Annotated in this window: 21 protein-coding genes and 1 tRNA gene; 10 read left to right on the forward strand and 12 right to left on the reverse strand. The window is 55.5% G+C overall.

Annotation, left to right across the window (positions count from 1 at the left end; translation table 11 throughout):
- Positions 1-150 precede the first annotated feature (150 nt).
- The gene (locus ACEPLT_RS07460) at positions 151-564 is read left to right on the forward strand and encodes a CoA-binding protein (protein WP_008499920.1); all 414 of its coding nucleotides are present in this window, start codon (positions 151-153) and stop codon (positions 562-564) included.
- A gap of 37 nt (positions 565-601) precedes the next feature.
- Here the strand turns inward: ACEPLT_RS07460 and hspQ are convergent, their stop codons facing one another.
- Both hspQ and rlmI read right to left on the reverse strand, forming a co-directional pair.
- The gene (hspQ, locus tag ACEPLT_RS07465) at positions 602-919 is read right to left on the reverse strand and encodes a heat shock protein HspQ (RefSeq protein ID WP_008499919.1); all 318 of its coding nucleotides are present in this window, start codon (positions 917-919) and stop codon (positions 602-604) included.
- 60 nt (positions 920-979) lie between these two features.
- On the reverse strand, positions 980-2,170 hold the full coding sequence (rlmI, locus tag ACEPLT_RS07470) for a 23S rRNA (cytosine(1962)-C(5))-methyltransferase RlmI (protein ID WP_032674483.1): 1,191 nt from the start codon (positions 2,168-2,170) through the stop codon (positions 980-982).
- A gap of 173 nt (positions 2,171-2,343) precedes the next feature.
- Here rlmI and ACEPLT_RS07475 point away from each other — a divergent pair, with 173 nt between their 5' ends.
- Genes ACEPLT_RS07475 through yccX form a run of 3 tightly spaced genes read left to right on the forward strand, consistent with a single transcriptional unit; the run spans position 2,344 to position 3,993 of the window.
- On the forward strand, positions 2,344-2,901 hold the full coding sequence (locus ACEPLT_RS07475; RefSeq protein ID WP_032674485.1) for a kinase inhibitor: 558 nt from the start codon (positions 2,344-2,346) through the stop codon (positions 2,899-2,901).
- Positions 2,902-2,911: 10 nt separating this feature from the next.
- Complete coding sequence (locus ACEPLT_RS07480; protein WP_008499915.1) at positions 2,912-3,700, forward strand: AraC family transcriptional regulator; 789 nt, start codon at positions 2,912-2,914, stop codon at positions 3,698-3,700.
- Between the two features lie 11 nt (positions 3,701-3,711).
- Complete coding sequence (gene yccX / locus ACEPLT_RS07485) at positions 3,712-3,993, forward strand: acylphosphatase (RefSeq protein ID WP_032651213.1); 282 nt, start codon at positions 3,712-3,714, stop codon at positions 3,991-3,993.
- Here the strand turns inward: yccX and tusE are convergent.
- The 6 genes from tusE to ACEPLT_RS07515 all read right to left on the reverse strand — a co-directional run bounded on the left by tusE (position 3,990) and on the right by ACEPLT_RS07515 (position 10,224).
- Positions 3,990-4,319, reverse strand: coding sequence for a sulfurtransferase TusE (tusE, locus tag ACEPLT_RS07490; RefSeq protein ID WP_008499913.1), 330 nt, complete (start codon positions 4,317-4,319; stop codon positions 3,990-3,992). The two genes, yccX and tusE, sit on opposite strands and share 4 nt — an antisense overlap.
- 68 nt (positions 4,320-4,387) lie before the next feature.
- Complete coding sequence (locus tag ACEPLT_RS07495; protein WP_008499912.1) at positions 4,388-4,939, reverse strand: LuxR C-terminal-related transcriptional regulator; 552 nt, start codon at positions 4,937-4,939, stop codon at positions 4,388-4,390.
- A 10-nt stretch (positions 4,940-4,949) separates the two neighbouring features.
- Positions 4,950-6,107: a CfaE/CblD family pilus tip adhesin gene (locus tag ACEPLT_RS07500; protein ID WP_032674486.1), complete on the reverse strand. Its 1,158-nt coding sequence runs from the start codon at positions 6,105-6,107 to the stop codon at positions 4,950-4,952.
- A 1-nt stretch (position 6,108) separates the two neighbouring features.
- Entirely contained in the window at positions 6,109-8,826 is a 2,718-nt protein-coding gene (locus ACEPLT_RS07505) for a TcfC E-set like domain-containing protein (RefSeq protein ID WP_032674487.1), read from the reverse strand.
- A 72-nt stretch (positions 8,827-8,898) separates the two neighbouring features.
- Positions 8,899-9,405, reverse strand: a complete 507-nt coding sequence (locus ACEPLT_RS07510) for a CS1 type fimbrial major subunit (RefSeq protein WP_021240847.1) — start codon at positions 9,403-9,405, stop codon at positions 8,899-8,901.
- 75 nt (positions 9,406-9,480) lie between these two features.
- Positions 9,481-10,224 (reverse strand): hypothetical protein, encoded by a 744-nt coding sequence (locus ACEPLT_RS07515; RefSeq protein WP_023292856.1) that lies wholly within the window; start codon positions 10,222-10,224, stop codon positions 9,481-9,483.
- Between the two features lie 308 nt (positions 10,225-10,532).
- On the opposite strand from ACEPLT_RS07515, the gene ACEPLT_RS07520 reads away from it, so the two are divergent.
- Both ACEPLT_RS07520 and ACEPLT_RS07525 read left to right on the forward strand, forming a co-directional pair.
- Entirely contained in the window at positions 10,533-11,285 is a 753-nt protein-coding gene (locus ACEPLT_RS07520; RefSeq protein WP_032674488.1) for a winged helix-turn-helix domain-containing protein, read from the forward strand.
- The gene (locus ACEPLT_RS07525; RefSeq protein WP_032651222.1) at positions 11,282-11,758 is read left to right on the forward strand and encodes a hypothetical protein; all 477 of its coding nucleotides are present in this window, start codon (positions 11,282-11,284) and stop codon (positions 11,756-11,758) included. The genes ACEPLT_RS07520 and ACEPLT_RS07525 overlap by 4 nt, the downstream gene beginning before the upstream one ends.
- Positions 11,759-11,814: 56 nt before the next feature.
- Here ACEPLT_RS07525 and yccA read toward each other — a convergent pair whose 3' ends face one another.
- The gene (yccA, locus tag ACEPLT_RS07530; protein ID WP_032674489.1) at positions 11,815-12,474 is read right to left on the reverse strand and encodes an FtsH protease modulator YccA; all 660 of its coding nucleotides are present in this window, start codon (positions 12,472-12,474) and stop codon (positions 11,815-11,817) included.
- A 270-nt stretch (positions 12,475-12,744) separates the two neighbouring features.
- Between yccA and ACEPLT_RS07535 the strand changes: the two genes are divergently transcribed.
- Both ACEPLT_RS07535 and ACEPLT_RS07540 read left to right on the forward strand, forming a co-directional pair.
- Positions 12,745-14,373 (forward strand): ABC transporter substrate-binding protein, encoded by a 1,629-nt coding sequence (locus ACEPLT_RS07535; RefSeq protein WP_032674490.1) that lies wholly within the window; start codon positions 12,745-12,747, stop codon positions 14,371-14,373.
- Positions 14,374-14,503: 130 nt separating this feature from the next.
- Positions 14,504-14,591, forward strand: a tRNA-Ser gene (locus ACEPLT_RS07540).
- Positions 14,592-14,655: 64 nt separating this feature from the next.
- Here ACEPLT_RS07540 and ACEPLT_RS07545 read toward each other — a convergent pair.
- Complete coding sequence (locus tag ACEPLT_RS07545; protein WP_048027271.1) at positions 14,656-15,060, reverse strand: GNAT family N-acetyltransferase; 405 nt, start codon at positions 15,058-15,060, stop codon at positions 14,656-14,658.
- A 314-nt stretch (positions 15,061-15,374) separates the two neighbouring features.
- On the opposite strand from ACEPLT_RS07545, the gene ACEPLT_RS07550 reads away from it, so the two are divergent.
- Both ACEPLT_RS07550 and ACEPLT_RS07555 read left to right on the forward strand, forming a co-directional pair.
- A complete protein-coding gene (locus tag ACEPLT_RS07550) occupies positions 15,375-15,632 on the forward strand; it encodes a YjhX family toxin (RefSeq protein ID WP_045908351.1) in 258 nt (85 codons plus the stop codon).
- 9 nt (positions 15,633-15,641) lie between these two features.
- Positions 15,642-16,349: an SAM-dependent methyltransferase gene (locus ACEPLT_RS07555; protein ID WP_232928332.1), complete on the forward strand. Its 708-nt coding sequence runs from the start codon at positions 15,642-15,644 to the stop codon at positions 16,347-16,349.
- Positions 16,350-16,455: 106 nt separating this feature from the next.
- Here the strand turns inward: ACEPLT_RS07555 and ACEPLT_RS07560 are convergent, their stop codons facing one another.
- Together ACEPLT_RS07560 and ACEPLT_RS07565 are read right to left on the reverse strand one after the other, a co-directional pair.
- A complete protein-coding gene (locus ACEPLT_RS07560; protein ID WP_232928334.1) occupies positions 16,456-17,292 on the reverse strand; it encodes an alpha/beta fold hydrolase in 837 nt (278 codons plus the stop codon).
- A gap of 155 nt (positions 17,293-17,447) precedes the next feature.
- Positions 17,448-17,666 carry an acyl carrier protein gene (locus tag ACEPLT_RS07565; protein WP_008499867.1) on the reverse strand — a complete coding sequence of 73 codons (219 nt, stop codon included), beginning with the start codon at positions 17,664-17,666 and terminating at the stop codon, positions 17,448-17,450.
- Between the last annotated feature and the right edge of the window lie 3 nt (positions 17,667-17,669).

Here is a 17,669-nt window from a genome sequence, read left to right on the forward strand (position 1 = left end):
GTCGCCGCATTAATGTATCTAAATTTTTCGATAATCACGTTTACTAACATATAGACATATTTGGCCGTTTTGCCCTCATGCATCGGTATGGGATGGATGGTTGAGATGTGCGGTTTGGCGTACACTTTTAAAAAAGCCAGGAGAAAAACCATGAAAGAGAACGATATTGCCGAGATTCTGACATCCACGCGTACCATTGCGCTGGTGGGCGCGAGCGATAAACCCGATCGTCCCAGCTATCGGGTGATGAAATACCTTCTCGATCAGGGCTATCACGTCATCCCGGTCTCGCCAAAAGTGGCGGGGAAAACCTTACTGGGCCAGCAGGGTTATGCCACGCTCGCTGACGTGCCGGAAAAAATTGATATGGTCGATGTCTTCCGTAATTCCGAGGCGGCGTGGGAAGTGGCGCAGGACGCTATCGCCGTCGGGGCGAAAACGCTGTGGATGCAGCTGGGCGTGATTAACGAGCAGGCTGCCGTGCTGGCGCGGGATGCGGGGCTGAACGTCGTCATGGATCGCTGTCCGGCGATCGACATCCCCCGTCTGGGGCTGGCGAAGTAATAAAAAAAAGCCCGTTCATCGGGCTTTTTTTACACGCTTAGTTCCGCAGGCGCGGAGCCTGTAACTGTTTGCGGATAGTCTGAGCAAGTTCATCCATAGTGGGTTGCTCCGGATGCTCTTCCTGCAGCTCGCTGCTTAGCTGCGCTTCGGCAAGGTAGGTGTGGACGGGTTGCCCGTCGTCACCTTCCATCACCACATGGTACCAGGGTGCAGCGCGAAGCTCTGCGTTCACCGCCAGCTCGTCTGCTGACGGCTCATCAAGGGAATACTCCGGGTCGATATCCACGACCACACCCAAATACCCGAGCAAAGTGTGGCGGACCTGCTGGCCGATACCGAATTTGCTGGCAATCATAGTCACCTCCCGGGAAATACGACTTACACGTTATGTGCGGGCAATATTTCTCTTTTCAAGTTACATGACGCGACAGGCAAACCCTTTCAGATACAGTCCTTCCGGGTAGGTAGCAATCACGGGGTGATCGGCTGCCTGACGGAACTGCTCTATAAATTGTACATCACGGCCAGCATCTATTGCGGCATCAGCGATGATTTTCTGAAATAAATCTGTGGTCATCAGGCCGGAGCAGGAGAAGGTGAGCAAAACCCCGCCCGGGTTCAGCAACTGGATAGCCAGCATGTTGATATCTTTATATCCGCGGCAGGCGCCCATCAGCTGGCTTTTGTTCTCCACAAACTTTGGCGGATCCATCACGATGACGTCGAACTTCTCGCCCTGGTCGCGATATTTACGCAGCAGCTTGAAGACGTCGTCGCGTATAAATTCGGCTTTGCTCAAGTCCAGTTTGTTCAGCTCGACGTTCTGTTTTGCCACGTCCAGCGCTTCCTGCGAGGTATCCACGCTAACCACATGGGCACAGCCGCCCATCAGCGCCGAAACGGCAAACCCACCGGTGTAGGAGAAGCAGTTGAGCACGCGTTTGTCGGCAACGTACTGACGCGTCGCGAGGCGGCTGTCGCGCTGGTCAAGGTAGTAACCCGTTTTGTGCCCGCCCTGAATATCCACCAGCAGCTTCATGCCGTGCTCTTCAATCGGCAGCAGGGCAGGCGGCAGTTCACCCGTGACCGGCCCCTGAGTCAGCTCCATGCCTTCTTTTTTGCGCACCGCCACATCGCTGCGGTCGTAAATGGCGCACTGTGGGAACAGCGTTTGCAGCGCGCTAATCAGCGCAGCGCGCTGGTATTCCGCCCCGGCGCTCAGGAGCTGCAGCACCAGGAAGTTACCGAAGCGATCGATGGTCACGCCCGGCAGGCCGTCAGACTCACCGGCAATCAGGCGGTAGCTGTCCAGCCCGTCGCGTTTAGCCAGCCAGTCGCGCCACTGCTGCGCCTGCTGCAGACGACGCACGAAGAAGTCGATGTCGATGGTTTCGTCTTTATCGAAGGTCCAGACGCGCGCGCGGATCTGGGAGGCTGGCGAGTAGGCGCCTCGCGCTAACCATTTCCCCTGGTGGTCCACGATATCAATGGTTTCACCGAGGCTGGCTTTGCCTTCCATACGGGCAACCGCGCCGGAAAAGACCCAGGGATGACGGCGCAGTAAGGATTTCTCGCGCCCTTTGGCTAACACTAAACGTACACTCATAATTTGCTGTTCTGTCGATTTCAGGGAAATGGCGCGTAGAGTAGCACATTCAGCAAGGCGCAATCATCTGCGGATGCCGTTGAGCGTTTCGGCACAAAATCAAATCGCTTAAGCACATTACGGCACTGCGGCGGGATATACAGTGGGATTCCGGTTCAGCAAAGGAAATACCCATGAAAAAGCGCAGTGTCATCACAATAGCCGCTCTGACGGCAATGAGTTTTCAGGTTTTAGCCGCAACGCCTTTCAGCATGACCAGCCGGGATATTTCCGGCGACCGGCGGTTAGCGCCACAGCAGGTGTTTGAGGGATTTGGCTGCCACGGTGGTAACCAGTCCCCGCAGCTGGCGTGGACAAAGCCGCCCGCGGGTGCGAAAAGTTTTGCCATTACGGTCTATGACCCGGATGCGCCTACCGGCAGCGGCTGGTGGCACTGGACAGTAGCCAACATTCCCGTGAAGACAATGACGCTGCCCGCTGATGCCGGTAACCCAAATGGCGAAAAATTACCTGCTGGCGCTGTGCAGGGGCGTAATGATTTCGGTTATTCTGGATTCGGCGGCGCTTGTCCGCCCGCAGGCGATAAGCCTCACCGCTATCAGATGACCGTCTGGGCGCTGGACGTGGATACCCTGCCCATCGACAACAATGCGAGCGGCGCGCTGGTCGGCTTTATGCTCAATAGTCACGTTCTGGCAAAGGCTCAGTTAACCGCAACCTACAGCAGATAAGGATGAACCGGTGCAGGAGTTCCATTTTCGACATAAACATCTCACGGCGGGTGAAGTGAGTGCCAGCAAAATGCATCGCCTGCACCAGGTTAAGCTCTTTTTCCCGGCGATTTGCCATATCACTCACGGCAGTAAGGTGATTGTGCAGGACGATAACCGCCTGGTGGCCACCCGGGATGAACTCATCATTATCCCTGCCAATACGGCAATGGAGATCATCAATCAGCCTGCAAACGGTCTGTTTCACTCGGACTTGCTGATGTTATCGCCGGAAATCGTTGCCGAGTTTAAAGCGCATTACCTGAAATCCTGGCCGCGCACGACGCTGCATTCGCTCTGCGCTCCGCTGAGCGAGGGGCTGGCGTTTATGTGGGATAACCTGCTGCACGCCGTGCGTCAGGATTTACCGGAGGCGCTGCAAAAACATCAGGCCTTCGGTCTGTTGCTGGCATTGCTGCATGACGGCGTGGCAGGTCCGCTGCTTATCGAGCGAAGCAATAACCTGACCGAGCAGGTGCGACAGTTCATTATGCTGTCGCCCGCCAGAGCCTGGACCGCGCAGGACGTCGCCAGCCGTCTGGCCCTGAGCGTGCCGACGCTGCGAAGACGGTTACGCGAGGAGTCACAGAGTTTTCGTCAGATTGTCGAGGAGGTGAGGATGGCCGTGGCTTTGTCACAGTTACAGTCAACCCGATTACCGATCGGCGAAATCGCATTACAATGTGGGTATCTTTCCAGCTCTCGTTTCACCGCCCGTTTCCGGCAGCACTACGGCTGTTTGCCGAAAACGCTACGTTAAGGAGAAGAAGAATGTCTAAAGTCTGCACTATTGCCTGGGTTCACGGCATCGTTCAGGGCGTGGGTTTCCGCTACAGTACCCAGCGCGAAGCGATTGAGCTTGGGCTAACGGGATACGCGCGCAACATGGATGACGGCAGCGTTGAGGTGGTCGCCTGCGGCGAAGCGGAGCAGGTCGACAAGCTGGTGGCGTGGCTGAAAGCGGGTGGGCCGCGCAGCGCGCGGGTTGATAAGGTCTTAACGGAACCCCATCAACCGGGGCGCGAATACGTCAACTTCGGTATTCGGTATTAAATACACTTCACCGGCTTAGGCAGGCCGGCAATTTTGGTGGCCTGTTTTGCCGGGCCCTTCGGGAACAGGCGATAGAGATAGCGGCTGTTGCCTTTCTCTTCACCGAACTTATTGGCCATCGCCTTGACCAGCATGCGGATGGCCGGAGAGGTGTTGAACTCGAGATAAAACTCGCGCACAAAACGCACCACTTCCCAGTGTTCGGGGGAAAGAGTAATCCCTTCGTTTTCCGCAATTTTCTCCGCCAGCGGTTCGCTCCAGAGCGTTGTATCTTTCAGATAGCCTTCGCTATCGGTCTCAATTTCCTGGCCTGCAAAAATGAACATAATCTTCTGTCGTAGGTGAAAAATCGGCGACAGTGTAGCAAAAAAGCGGGCTCAGGATAAACCGTGACCTACAGGAGCAGCTGAAGCAGGTTGTTGGCATTGAGCTTCTTCAGCGCGTTGCATTTATGGGTTGAAACCTGTTTCTCCGACATGTGCGTCACGATGGCAATGTGGCGGACCGGCAACCCGGTCAGCATCAGATCGAGCACGTTGAATTCAGGAACGGTCAGGCAGCAGTCCAGGCTTCGAACGCGACGGGGCTCTTTTGCCAGCAAATACGCCGCATCGGCAACGGCGATCCTGTCGTCGATGATATAAAGCGTTAGCGTACTGAAACGCTTGCGTAAATGCGTCGCCAGCGCCCACCCCTTTTCGTTGCAGACCAGATAAAGACTGCCTTTCCAGCGGGCGGCTTCCAGCCTGAGCAAAATATTGATCAGCGCCTGATGCGTCGCCGCCACGGAAAAACGGCAGCGGACGACAATCACGCGGCGGGTAAGCAGCGTTGGCTGCCATTGTACAGTATCGCTCTGGACCTCTAACTGAACGCCCCGACGCAGCAGCGCATAGCGCAGTCCTTCGGCGTAAAATCGATTATTGTCGAGAATGGCGTAACTCACGGTGACCTCGTTATAACGTGCTGGGCGTATAGATGACGCGCAGCGTGCCGGTATAGTCGCCCGCGTTTTTGCTGCTGGCGGCGAACGCGGGGGTTTTCAGGATAATTGGCGCAGGAATGCACAGTACGCTCTCGCGTCCGCCGGGCAGCACGACCTGACGCAGATACTGCGGATCGTTAGTGCCTTGCCAGACTACGGTTTTACCGTTCGCGACGGTTTCGGTTGCGCCTGTGACGGGATGGGTAACGAAGACCTGATAGTCGAGACGGTCCCGCGCATCCGTCTGGCTTCCACCGCGCCGCCGGATAGAAAACGCGCCTTCGGCACGTCCCGCTGAGGGAAGCCCGTCATCTTCAAAACGAAGATAGGCGCGGGTGCTGCTGCTGTTTTTGCCGTCGTACAGGCACATATCCAGCGTGTTTTCCCCCTTGATCTCGCTGCCCCCGGGTCGCCCCGGGAAGTTGGTCAGGTTGAGGTTAACGATGGGCGTGGAGTGCGGAAAGGCTGGCAGGTAAATCTGCTGGTTTCCCGGGTCGACCACCTCAATGCGAATATTTGCCTGCCATTTGGCGAGGGTGAGATAGCCAGGACAGCCGACATTCACGTCATTGAAGTTGCCGCCGCAGTCGGCGCTTCCCCACTGGCGCAGGTTCTGCTTCAGCGTGGCGGTCCAGATCCCCGGCAGGGCGAGCTTATCCAGTTCGCTTTTCACGATATAGAAATCGAAGTAGGGCTCTCTGTTCCAGCTAGCAATTTCCGCCGTCCCTCCCGTGACAAAGCTGGCAAAGGTGAACACTTTATTGTTGATAAACATGTAGTGATCGCCATAAACCTTGATATTCACCGTCTTGCCGGTAAGGGAATGGGTAAACGCTAAATTGATGGCATAAGGCGCGGCCGGGTTCGCCGAGAACCAGACCGGTGAGTTCATGCAGGCGCCATTCGTGGTATCGGTACGGGACTGACAGGTCAGGGTATTGCGCCCCCACTTTTGCGGATCGGCGGCATCAAAGCCGCCCGATTCATGAAACCAGATGTCAAAACGCGCGGGCGGCGCGGTGCGATCGAAGCTGATCCCTACGCTGGTATTTCGTCCTGCGGGAGAGCCTGCCAGCGTCTGGCTGGCCCACAGGCTTAAGAACAGTAAAATAAAGAGGCACTTAATCACATCATTTCCCTTTAGTGAGGCTATCGGTGTTCATGGCAGTCGGTCCAGCAGGGACCGACCGTCCTGCCAGCATCAGCTGTGCCTGCTGCTGGACGGCATCCGGCAGGGCGGAGAAGGTTAACTCCTTACAGGGGATCGACCCGACGTAACGCACCACGTCGCGCATACTCTTCACGTTCAGCGCACACTGATAAAACTGCTGCTGACGCACCAGGTAGAGGTTATGCAGCAGGGCGTCGCTTTGGGCGCTAAACCCGCCGTTGCCAAGGTCGCTCCAGCCGTTCACGTTCAGCGGCACGCCGCCGATAAACGGCGAATGACGCTCGTCGGTTAACTGGCCGAGCCAGGTGTAGCTTGCGGTGGTTTGCACGTCCCGGCGCAGCAGTTTGCCAGGCACCATAAACAGCGTTCTGCTGCCCGATCCTTGCGTGATTTCACTGCTGGCTCCTCGTGAGACATCCAGCGATTCGTTAACCGTCAACGTTGTCTGCTGATAGCCCGGCACCGCGAAGAGGGCGCGGCTATTGCCTGGAATATCGGCACTGCCGCCGTTATCCAGCGACACGGCGACGCGCGGATCCTGAGCATCTTCCGGCGTGGTCACGTTCACCGCGACGGCGGAAGCAGGGCGACCGTCGCTCCAGCGGCCCAGCCACAGGCCAGAGCGGGACAGCGCAAACGTCGAGCTGTAGTTGCCGCTGCTGCTCAGCGTATGGCGACGATCCTGACGATCCCAGGCGTCGCTGACGGTCAGACTCCCGTTGCCATATCGTCCGCCCTGGCGCGTATAGGCTGAGGTATTCAGCGAGTCGCTGTTAATGCCCGACGCGCTGAGGCCGTACTCATTTTCGCCGCGGGCATCGGCATACCAGTTATGCGCCACGTTGTAGCTCATCTGATTTTTTTCACGTTGCTGGTGCTGCCATGTCGCGCCCAGAGAGGTGTAGCTTGACGCATCGCCCTGGCGGTTATGCGCCATGGACAGGCTCACGCTCAGGTAGCCGCCTTTATCCCTGCCTTCGCGGGCGTCATCGTTACGCATGAACAGGTTAATGCTGCTGTTAATGTTCAGGCCATGGGTGCTGAAGGCATTGCTCAGGCCAGCCTGCCAGGCCCGCGTGCGCGAGCGGGTCATATAGACCGATTCCCACGGCAAACCCGCATCGTGGCGATCGTCACTGTCCGGCAGCTCCCGGCGTGAAACGTACCGGCCTTCGTTGCGGTTATCCGAATACCCCAGGCTCGCATACCAGGCGCCGACCGGGACGGAGAACATCACCGAGAGGGTGCGATAACAGCCGTTCACGGTGTCAAATCCCGCGTTTTGGGTGTTGCAGTTTTCAGCGGATAACGCGTTGCGATAGACGCTCAAAGAAAAACCGTCGTTGTAGCTGATTTGCTGAATATTGCCGCGCTGTCCTTGGCTGCCGTAGAGGTAGCTAAACCGGGTACTCAGCACGCCATCGATCGGGCCCGCGTTGAAGCCCCGGCTCCAGTCGATCGCGTTTTCCAGAAAACGCTGGTTTTTCTTGAACGTTGCGCCGCTGGTCAGCGCCAGCGTCGGGGTGACGGGCAGACGAACGCCCGCCTGCGCTACCGCGCGGCGCTCTTCGTTTTGATCGCTGTTGTCGGTTTCGCCCGCCTGCAGGAACCACTCGACGCGGTCGAATGGCGTAATGCCGGTTCGGGTAAACGGCACCTGCTCGGTGCGCGTCAGCCGGTTATTTTCATAGATGGAGAGCGTCACGGTGTAGCTCCCGTCCGGGAACGATCGCGTGTCCAGGGTTTGCGCCCCGGCATTCAGATAGAAGCTCGCCAGCAGCTGATTGCCCCGGCGGGCGTCGATACGCGCGTCATGGGAAAGCAGCACGGTAACAGGGGTTCCCTTCGACTGCTGAACCGGGTTCATCCACGCCCGTGTTGAACCCGTGCGCAGGCCGCGAATTTTGCCCAGCGGCAGCTGGCTGAGGGTGATATTTCCGCCAGCGTTACTGAACAGATCGCGGGTATCCATCTCGCCTAACTGAACATAGTACTGACGCAGGATATCCTGGCGGAACCAGGCGTTGTTGACGGTGACCTCCTGCTGCTGCTGGTGCCGTGAACGCTGCCCCAGCCAGGTCCAGTCGAGATTCACATAGCCGTCCTGGGTGAGCGCCAGCGCGCCGTTGCCCTGCACGGTGGCCGACTGATAATCCCTGTCGGCAACGAAGTTAAGGTTTTGTTGATGGATCAGCGCATTTTCGGTGCCGTGCGTGGGCTGATACCATGCGTTCTCTGCCGTCTGCTTAGGCAGAAATTTCTTGTCCAGGAACAGGTTAATGCGGGCGTTATTCTCGTCATAAATAATGGCCGCGCGATCGGTATCGATGTAATCGCAGCCCGCTGCGGAGCCGTTGCTGCTGCAGGCCAGGTTGCCGTTACGGGCAAGCGGAACGGCCAGCGCGGCAGAGACGGTGGCAACGAGGGATGGGGCGTCATTAAACCGCCGTTTGATGGCCGCTACCACGTTCTCAGGTGCGACAAAGCTCACCGTTTCAAGCGTGATATCCGTTTCAAAAAGGCCCAGCGATTCGCCGTAGAGGTTCACCTCTGTCCACAGGCGCTGCGTCTTTGCCAGATCTTCAAAACCTGGTGGGACGGCCAGCCCGGCGCAGGCGAGTTGGATGGAAGCGGGTAACAAAGCAACAAAGAGGAGAGTATTTCTGTGAAACGCCATGAACGAGCCTCGACATCATCCTGACGTCAGAGGGTGGGCACCCTCTGACGTTATTCCTTAGGTGCTGTGGTGTTACGCACCGCCTTCCGTGGTCGTCGCCTGCGTCAGCATCAGGCTGACAACGCCGCTGTACTGACCGGTTTTCAGAATGCCTTTGGTGGTCTGGGAAATGGTCAGCGGCAGTACCGCAGAACCGTTTTCAATGCTCCCCGGGAACAGTTCGGTACCGGTGTATTCAACATCTGCGGTAGAGAGGGTTTTATCGCCCAGCTTCACCGTCATAGGGATGGTTTCAGCACCGTCGGCATTCGCCAGCTTCGCGGCGCTCACCAGACGGACTTTCACGTTGCTGGTGGCGGAGTTAGACCACACCTTGGTATTCAGACGGTAGCTTTCCAGACCGCGGCCAGGCAGGTACTGCATATCGATGCTTGCCGGCAGCGGCGTGTTATCGGCCTGAGTCATATCCAGCTGTGAATCAACGCTGGCGTTGACGGTAATATCTTTTTGAATCGCCAGCGCGCTAACGGACGTGGTCATCGCGGCAACAATCATCAGAGGTTTAAAGTACTTACGCATTGATATCTCCATATTTACAAATGAGCACCCTGGCTCTTTAATCAAACCCTGTGGGGTTTTTACGGTGACGTCGTGTTATTGCACGACGGGTAAATCAGCTTCTTCAGCGCTTTTATTCAGCCAGTTGAAGTAGCGGAATTTATATTTCTGGCCTTGTACCTTCGTGAGCGTTTTTAATTTCCGTTCGGTGTCCGGATAAATCGTCGCGTCTTCTTTAATCCATCTACACGATGAATCCGCATCACAAACACCGATCTCCCTGAGCGGCACGCGCAACGTGCCGTTGTTTTTTAACGTTCCCCTGAGAGGGTCAATCGTCAGTGAAACCACGCTTTTTTCCGGTGCGAGATGGATCAGGGCGCCCCAGATCACATTGACGCCCAGTCTTGCCGTCGCCGCAGGGCTTTCTGCCTTGCCCGGAATAATGCTGTCAGGCTGCTTTACGCCTTCAAAATAGACGCGCCAGGTCGTCTCTTTTTCCGGTGGTGCAAGCGATACCAGGCGAACCACGCGCATTGCGCCTGCCGCAAGGGCGAATTTTTCCGGTGTGACAACAACGCCACCTTCTTTCCACGAGGCCACATCAATCTCTTTTTCCTGGGGCGTGCCGGGATTAAGAATTTTCTTTTGCCTCACTCGAATGAACTGAATATCATCCGTTTTTGACGCCACCTTAATTTGCGCCGCACCGGACTTATCCACGTTAAGTTCCATGGGATACACGCTCATATTGGCCAGTGCCATTTCTGAGAAAAATGGCAATGACAGCGCGGCGATATAAAAGGCAGTTGTCTTATTCACACTATTTTTCTGTTTCACTTTCTGTCCGCCTGCGTTGAGTTCATTCCCGGCGCATTCACAACGGGACACCCTCTGCTAACGTATTGCTTCAGGGCAGGGAAACTTTAACCAGAACAGCGGTTTGTGAAAATTTGTATTAATTAACTCGTTATATACAGTTTTTTATCCTGCTTTCCTGGCTTTAAGGTTGTATAGTTAAGCGAAAATACCGCGACCCGGGATGGGGAGAAAACTCCTTCTGATGAAAAAACAATCAGTTCAGGAGGCGATTTTCTTGTCGTTGTATCAGGGATTAAAAAGCATGCGGTAACAGCCGAGAATAAAAGATGTTTTTTATATGCAATAATTCGTTGTTATTCGATCCTGAAGCACATGCAATAAGTATTGTTGGGCAACCCGAGTCTGTATTAACGCTTTCGGCTCCGGCCGTTCGTCTTTTACAGGAGTTTATTCGTCATAAAGGGCGCGACCTGAGCCGGGAAGAGTTGATCACTCGCGTGTGGGAGGAGTTCGGCTTTACGCCGTCGGGAAATAACCTCAATAAGGCGGTAAGTGAATTACGCAAAAGCTTCCACGCCCTGGGCGACAGCCACGACTATATCGTGACCGTGCCCCGGTTTGGATTCCGCTTTGACGCCGACGTTATTTTTAAGCCCGCAGAGAGCGTTACGCCCGAAGTATCTCAGCCGTCCGTTGAGCAGCCGTCAGGATATAAGCGTTTATCCAAAAAGTGGTGGCTGATTTTAGCGGTATTAACGACGTCAGTCGTGGGGTTTAGCCTGTTTTTTAGCCGACAGCTTGAGATAACCGTACCCGCAACACTCAAACCCGTTAAGGAAAAAATAGCTGGCTGTCGGCTCTGGGTGATCAACGATCATGGCCGACCGCTGGTGTTATCAAAATTGTCCGAGCTGCTGAAGAAAAATAACGTCGCGTGCGAGCGCGAGGAGTACAACATTTATTATTTCAGCGCCCGCTTTTCGCTTGCCGCCGCCGATGAGGTTTTCATCGGCGCCTGCCCGGTGAGTGAAGCCAGCCTGTGTAAAACTATTCGCTATAAAAGCGGGGCGGAAGAATGAAAAACAAACTTCTGTTCGGACTGGGTGGCGCAGTCGTTGGCGGGGCGTTTGCGCTCTTTATCTACACCGGCGGAGCCTATAAGCGCGATGCGCTGGCCTGCAGCACCGAGTTTAATTTTACGCGCAATCAAGGAAAGGCAAATGAAGTGAAGGTCAATGCTGTTGCCCAGTTCTATTTTCATCGTAACGGCACCGGCCTGACCACCTACAAAGGCGCTGCAAAGGCTGAAGGTAAGAGCCTGATCGTTGACAGGGACGTGGATTTTACGTGGGAGCGACGGGACGATGATAAGGTAATTGTCCTGAGCTACACCAAGACCTGGCGTCGACACAATGACAACACCCCTGATGCCCAGTGGGGAAGCTTTGCCAGCCCGACCGCACGCTACTATCTCACGATCTCTGAACTCTCGCCTTCCGTATGGCTGATTCAGGACCGGCGTTACCCCACCTATATTTGCCGGGGTGATTAAGGCATAAAAAAAGGAGAATGCCGGGGGCATTCTCCTTTATGTTTCAGCAGGTCAGCTTAATCGCGGCTGGCGAAGCCCAGGATGCTCAGCAGGCTGACGAAGATGTTGTACAGCGACACATACAGGCTCACGGTGGCGCGGATATAGTTCGTCTCACCGCCGCGAATGATGTTGCTGGTTTCAAACAGGATCGCGCCGGAAGAGATCAGAATAAATACGGCGCTGATCGCCAGGTGCAGAGCAGGCAGCTGCAGGAAGATGTTGGCCACCATACCCACCAGCACCACCACAACACCCGCCATCAGCATGCCGCCGAGGAAGGACATGTCCTTACGCGTGGTCAGCACGTAGGCCGAGCAGCAGAAGAACACCAGCGCGGTGCCGCCCAGCGCCATACCAATCACATCGCCCATTCCGGCGGACAGATACGCGTTCAGGATTGGCCCCAGGATGTAGCCCAGGAAGCCGGTGAAGGCAAACGCGGACAGAATACCGACCGGTTTGTCAGCGGTTTTGTAGGTCAGGAACATCAAACCATACATACCCACCAGGGTCAGGATCAGCCCCGGATACGGCAGCATCAGCACGGTGCTGGCGGTGGCGGTGATCGCCGAAAACGCCAGCGTCAGGCTGAGCATGAAATAGGTATTGCGCAGCACCTTGTGGGTGCTGAGTAGCGATGTGCGGTCGCGTGAGGAAGTAATTATACGATCCATGAGTCACTCTCTTATGACAGATGTAATTAACGGAAAGAATAGGAAACGGCGCGTCACTCTCAAAGTGGTTTTACCCATCTTTACTCAGCAGGTTAGCGCGGGACCTGGTTGTTTCTTCTGCATAAATACGTTTCACCAGTATGAACAGCGGTTTGACGCGATTAATCAGATCAACCTCTTATAGGTTACTGAAAATTATTGCGTTATTACCATAAGGCCGCTAAGAGTTATTTCCGGATCGTCACAAAAACAGACAATAAGGCGAAGGACATGAAACCACAAACACGCACGCGCTTTACGCTCTCTTTACTTACCGCCGGGATCCTGTGCGCCAGCACGACAACCTGGGCGGCTAACGTGCCGGCAGGAACCGCGCTGGCCGATAAACAGGAACTGGTCAGGAATAATGGCAGTGAACCGGCTTCGCTCGACCCGCATAAAGTCGAAAGCGACATCGAATTCAATATTATCAGTGATTTATTCGAAGGTCTGGTGAGCGTTTCCCCGTCGGGTGACGTCCAGCCACGGCTGGCGGAAAAATGGGAGAACAAGGACAACACCGTCTGGACGTTCCATCTGCGTCCGGGCATCACCTGGAGCGACGGCACGGCGATTACCGCAGAGGATGTGGTCTGGAGCTGGCAGCGCCTGATTGACCCGAAAACGGCGTCACCATACGCGAGCTATCCGGGCAACATGCATATCGCCAACGCGGCCGATATCGCTCAGGGGAAAAAATCCCCCGACACGCTGGGCGTGAAAGCCATTAACGACACCACGCTGGAAGTGACGCTCACCCAGCCAAACGCGGCGTTCCTCGCCATGCTGGCGCACCCGTCGCTTGTGCCGGTGGATAAAGTGCTGATTGGCCGCTTTGGCGAAAAGTGGACCAAGCCTGAGCACTTCGTCAGCAGCGGGGCGTATAAACTGTCGCAGTGGGTGGTCAACGAACGCATCGTGGCGGAGCGCAACCCGCGCTACTGGGATAACGCGCACACCGTGATTAACAAGGTGACCTACCTGCCCATCACCTCGGAGGCCTCCGATGTGAACCGCTATAAAGCGGGCGAAATTGATATTGTCTACACGGTGCCGATCAACCAGTTTGCCCAGCTCAAGAAAACCCTGGGCAGCCAGCTGGATGTTTCTCCGCAGCTGGCGACCTATTACTACGAATTCAATACCACCCGGCCGCCGTTCAACGACGCGCGGGTGCGTAAGGCGCTGAACATGGCGCTCGATAAAGACATCATTGCCGGAAAAGTATTAGGGCAGGGGCAGCGCCCGGCGTGGCTCATCAGCCAGCCGGACATCGGCGGCGTAAAGCTCCAGAACCCGGATTACGCCAGCTGGCCGCTGGACAAGCGCATCGCCGAGGCGAAAAAACTGCTGAACGAGGCCGGATATAACGAAAGCCATCCCCTGAGCTTCAACCTGCTCTATAACACTTCTGAATCGCACCAGCGCATCGCGATTGCCGCCAGCTCCATGTGGAAGAAAAACCTCGGCGTGGACGCGAAGCTGCAAAATCAGGAGTGGAAAACCATGCTGGATACCATGCACACCCACAACTTTGACGCGGTGCGTTACGCCTGGATTGCCGACTACGACGACGCGGCGACGTTCCTGAACAACTTCCGCACCGGCGACAGCGAAAACACCAGCCAGTACAGCAATCCGGAATACGACCAGGCGCTGGTGAATGCCGCAAAAGCCAAAACAACGGAAGAGCGAGGTAAGTTCTACCAGCAGGCGGAAGATCTGCTGGGACGCGATGTGCCGGCCATTCCGGTGTATCACTACGTCCGTACGCACCTGGTGAAACCGTGGGTGGGCGGATTTACGCCGGATAAGCTGGGGTACTATTACACGAAAGACATGTACATCAAAAAACACTAGGCCTGTGCTGATAAAATCGTCGATGTGTTGTCAGTTCAACCGATTAAACACGTTTTGACTATTTTTACAGCGAACGATTGCTGGCACTCTTTACAGCACGCGGTGAGGTGTTTATAGTTCGCCTCACTCAGGAAGTGTGGCCGAGCGGTTGAAGGCACCGGTCTTGAAAACCGGCGACCCGAAAGGGTTCCAGAGTTCGAATCTCTGCGCTTCCGCCAGATATAAACCCCAGGTTACTTGTTAACCTGGGGTTTTTCTTTTGCCTTAACGCAGGTTTGTCCTTCACCAGATTCTGGCCATTCCTTCGCTTGCCGGGCGAACGAGCGTAAAACCAAATTTAGTATAAAGCTCAGGCACATCGGCCATTAAGCAAACGTACGCTCCTTTACAGGCGTGGTTATCCAGCCAGGCAACAAGCGTTTCCATAATGACTCTGCCCAGTCCTTTCCCCTGATGAAGCGGATCAACCGCGACGTCGACGATATCAAAATTCAACGCACCATCCCCTACGATGCGCCCCATACCGACCGGTTTTCCCTGAAACACTATATGCATGCCATAGCAGCTGCCGGGCAGCGCTTTTCGGGCGGCCTCCAGCGGGCGAGGGCTAAGACCCGAGATTTCGCGCAGCCGGCAAAACGCTTCTGCAGTGGGGACGGTTTCAACCACGGTATAGTTATCAGGCATAAGAAGAGCTCCAGTCGGTGTTCAGTAAAGGGCTTCAGTCTGGCAGTAAAATTGACGAAAGACGATTTTACGGACCGATCCCGTTCACACTTTTAACCTCCCGCTATTCCCCTGTAAAAAACAGGCGTTATCATTCACCCCGTAAATACCTTTTTACCGCTTACCGAGGCTTTGATGCTGGAGAATGTTTTCATCAGATAATCAGCTTCCCGCCCATCTCAGGACGGACTGGTTATCGCTGCGCTTAAACCTTACGCACGCACCTGCGGGTGTGGGCTCGTTTTTACGCATGATGATTACACAGGTTTTCCAGTATGAATTTATCCCGTCAGGAACAACGTACCTTACACGTTCTCGCCAAAGGTGGACGTATTGTGCACGTCCGCGACAGTTCTGGCCGCGTCACGTCCGTTGAGTGCTATACCCGTGAAGGGCTGGTGCTGAGCGACTGCACGCTCAGCGTCTTCAAAAAACTCCGCACCAAAAAGCTGATCCGATCCGTGGACGGGCAGCCTTATCGGATCAACACCACCGGGCTGAACAACGTTCGCGCCCAGCTGGATAATCGCTAAGGAGCAGTGATGAATACACCCTATACAGATAGCTATGACCGCGCTTTTTTGCTCGACACCATGATGGGCCCAAACGCCATGCGGCTTACCGAGGAGCTGGTTGCTCAACTGCATATCGCTCCAGGGATGCGCATTCTCGATCTCGGCTGCGGGAAAGGGATCTCTTCTATCCTGCTCGCCGAAAAATATGACGCCACGGTTTTTGCCGCCGATCTGTGGATTACGCCGGGAGAAAATGCAGCGCGTTTCAGCGAACGGGATCTGGACGGAAAAATCTTTCCGCTGCGGGTTGATGCTACAAAAGCGATCCCGTTCGCGCATGATTACTTTGACCTGATCGTCAGCGTGGATGCATATCAATACTTTGGCAACAATGACGCCATGCTGGGCAAGCTGCTACCCTTCATCAAACCCGGCGGGCACATTGCGGTTGCCGTTCCCGGATTTATCGGGGAGTACAGCGAAACGCATCTCCCGGAGGTGGTTAAACCTTTCTGGACCCCTGAGTGGTATTTCTATCCGCTCTCCTGGTGGAAAGCGCTGTGGGAAAAAGAGCCCGGTGCGGCGCTGATCGCCGTACGGGAGATGGATACCTGTCAGCAGGCGTGGGATGAGTTTATGCAATGCGAGATTGCTCAGGAGATGATGGTGCCCATTATGGACGCGGGGGCCGGAGCGTATTTCAATATGATCCAACTGGTTGCGCAGAAGCGCTAAGCAGAATAAACAACGCCACCCTCGGGTGGCGTTCATGCATTGAATGGAATATCGTAGCGGAATGTAGGCCGGGTAAGCGCAGCGCCACCCGGCAAGAAACGCAGCGTTATGAGCGAATAAAAGCCAGAATGTCCGCGTTGATAGTATCCGCATGGGTGGTATGCATCCCGTGCGGGAAGCCCGGATAAATTTTCAGCACGCTGTTCGCCAGCAGCTTGTCCTGGAGAAGGGCGGCATTTTTATACGGTACAACCTGATCGTCATCGCCCTGCAGCACCAGAACGGGAACGGTGATGGTTTTCAAATCTTCCGTCTGGTCGGTCTCTGAAAACGCCTTAATCCCCTCATAGTGGGCTTTGGCGCTTCCGATCATCCCCTGACGCCACCAGTTCTGGATCGTACCCTGCGAAACGTCGACACCATCGCGATTAAAACCGTAGAAAGGACCGCTGGCAACGTCGAGATAAAACTGGGCGCGGTTAGCCGCCAGCGCTTTGCGGAAGCCGTCGAAAACCTCGATCGGCGTTCCGCCGGGATTCGTCTCCGTTTTGACCATCAGAGGCGGGACGGCGCTGACGAGCACCGCTTTGGCGACGCGCCCCTGCGGCTGGCCGTACTTCGCAACATAGCGGGCGACCTGGCCGCCGCCGGTGGAGTGACCGACGTGCACGGCATTGCGCAGATCCAGGCTTTCAACCACGGCTGACGCATCGGCCGCATAATGATCCATATCGTGGCCTTCACTCACCTGGTCCGATCGTCCATGTCCGCGGCGATCGATAGCGATAACGCGATAGCCTTCTGCCAGGAAGAAGAGCATCTGGTTATCCCAGTCATCGGCACTCAACGGCCAGCCGTGGTGGAAGACAATAGGCTGAGCCTCTTTCGGACCCCAGTCTTTGTAGTAAATGTTGACGCCGTCTTTCGTGGTTACGAATGCCATACCGCAGACTCCTCTGTTAAGAACAACACGACCCCTAAAGTGTAGGAGAAATCCCAAAAGCGGTTGGTTTAATTCCGGTGAAGGATATTCATTTTGCGTCTGGGCTCTGGCGCGATGCGCCAGAGCCTTCAGGGCAGGATTAACAGCAGGGGCGTTTAGCGGTTTTCTTCAATATAGCGTGCCAGGTCCGCCGGGGTTTTCAGCACCGTCGCCACGTCTGTCGGCGGGATCATGCAGCCGTAAACGTCCTGCACTTCCAGAACCATATCGACCGCCAGGATGGAGTCGAGAATGTCGGATTCAATCAGCTCATCGTGAAAGCCCACCTTACGGGATAACACTTTTTCGAACAGGGCGAGAATTTCTTGTTCCATAAT

The sequence above is a fragment of the Enterobacter sp. fkY84-1 genome (assembly GCF_052974705.1).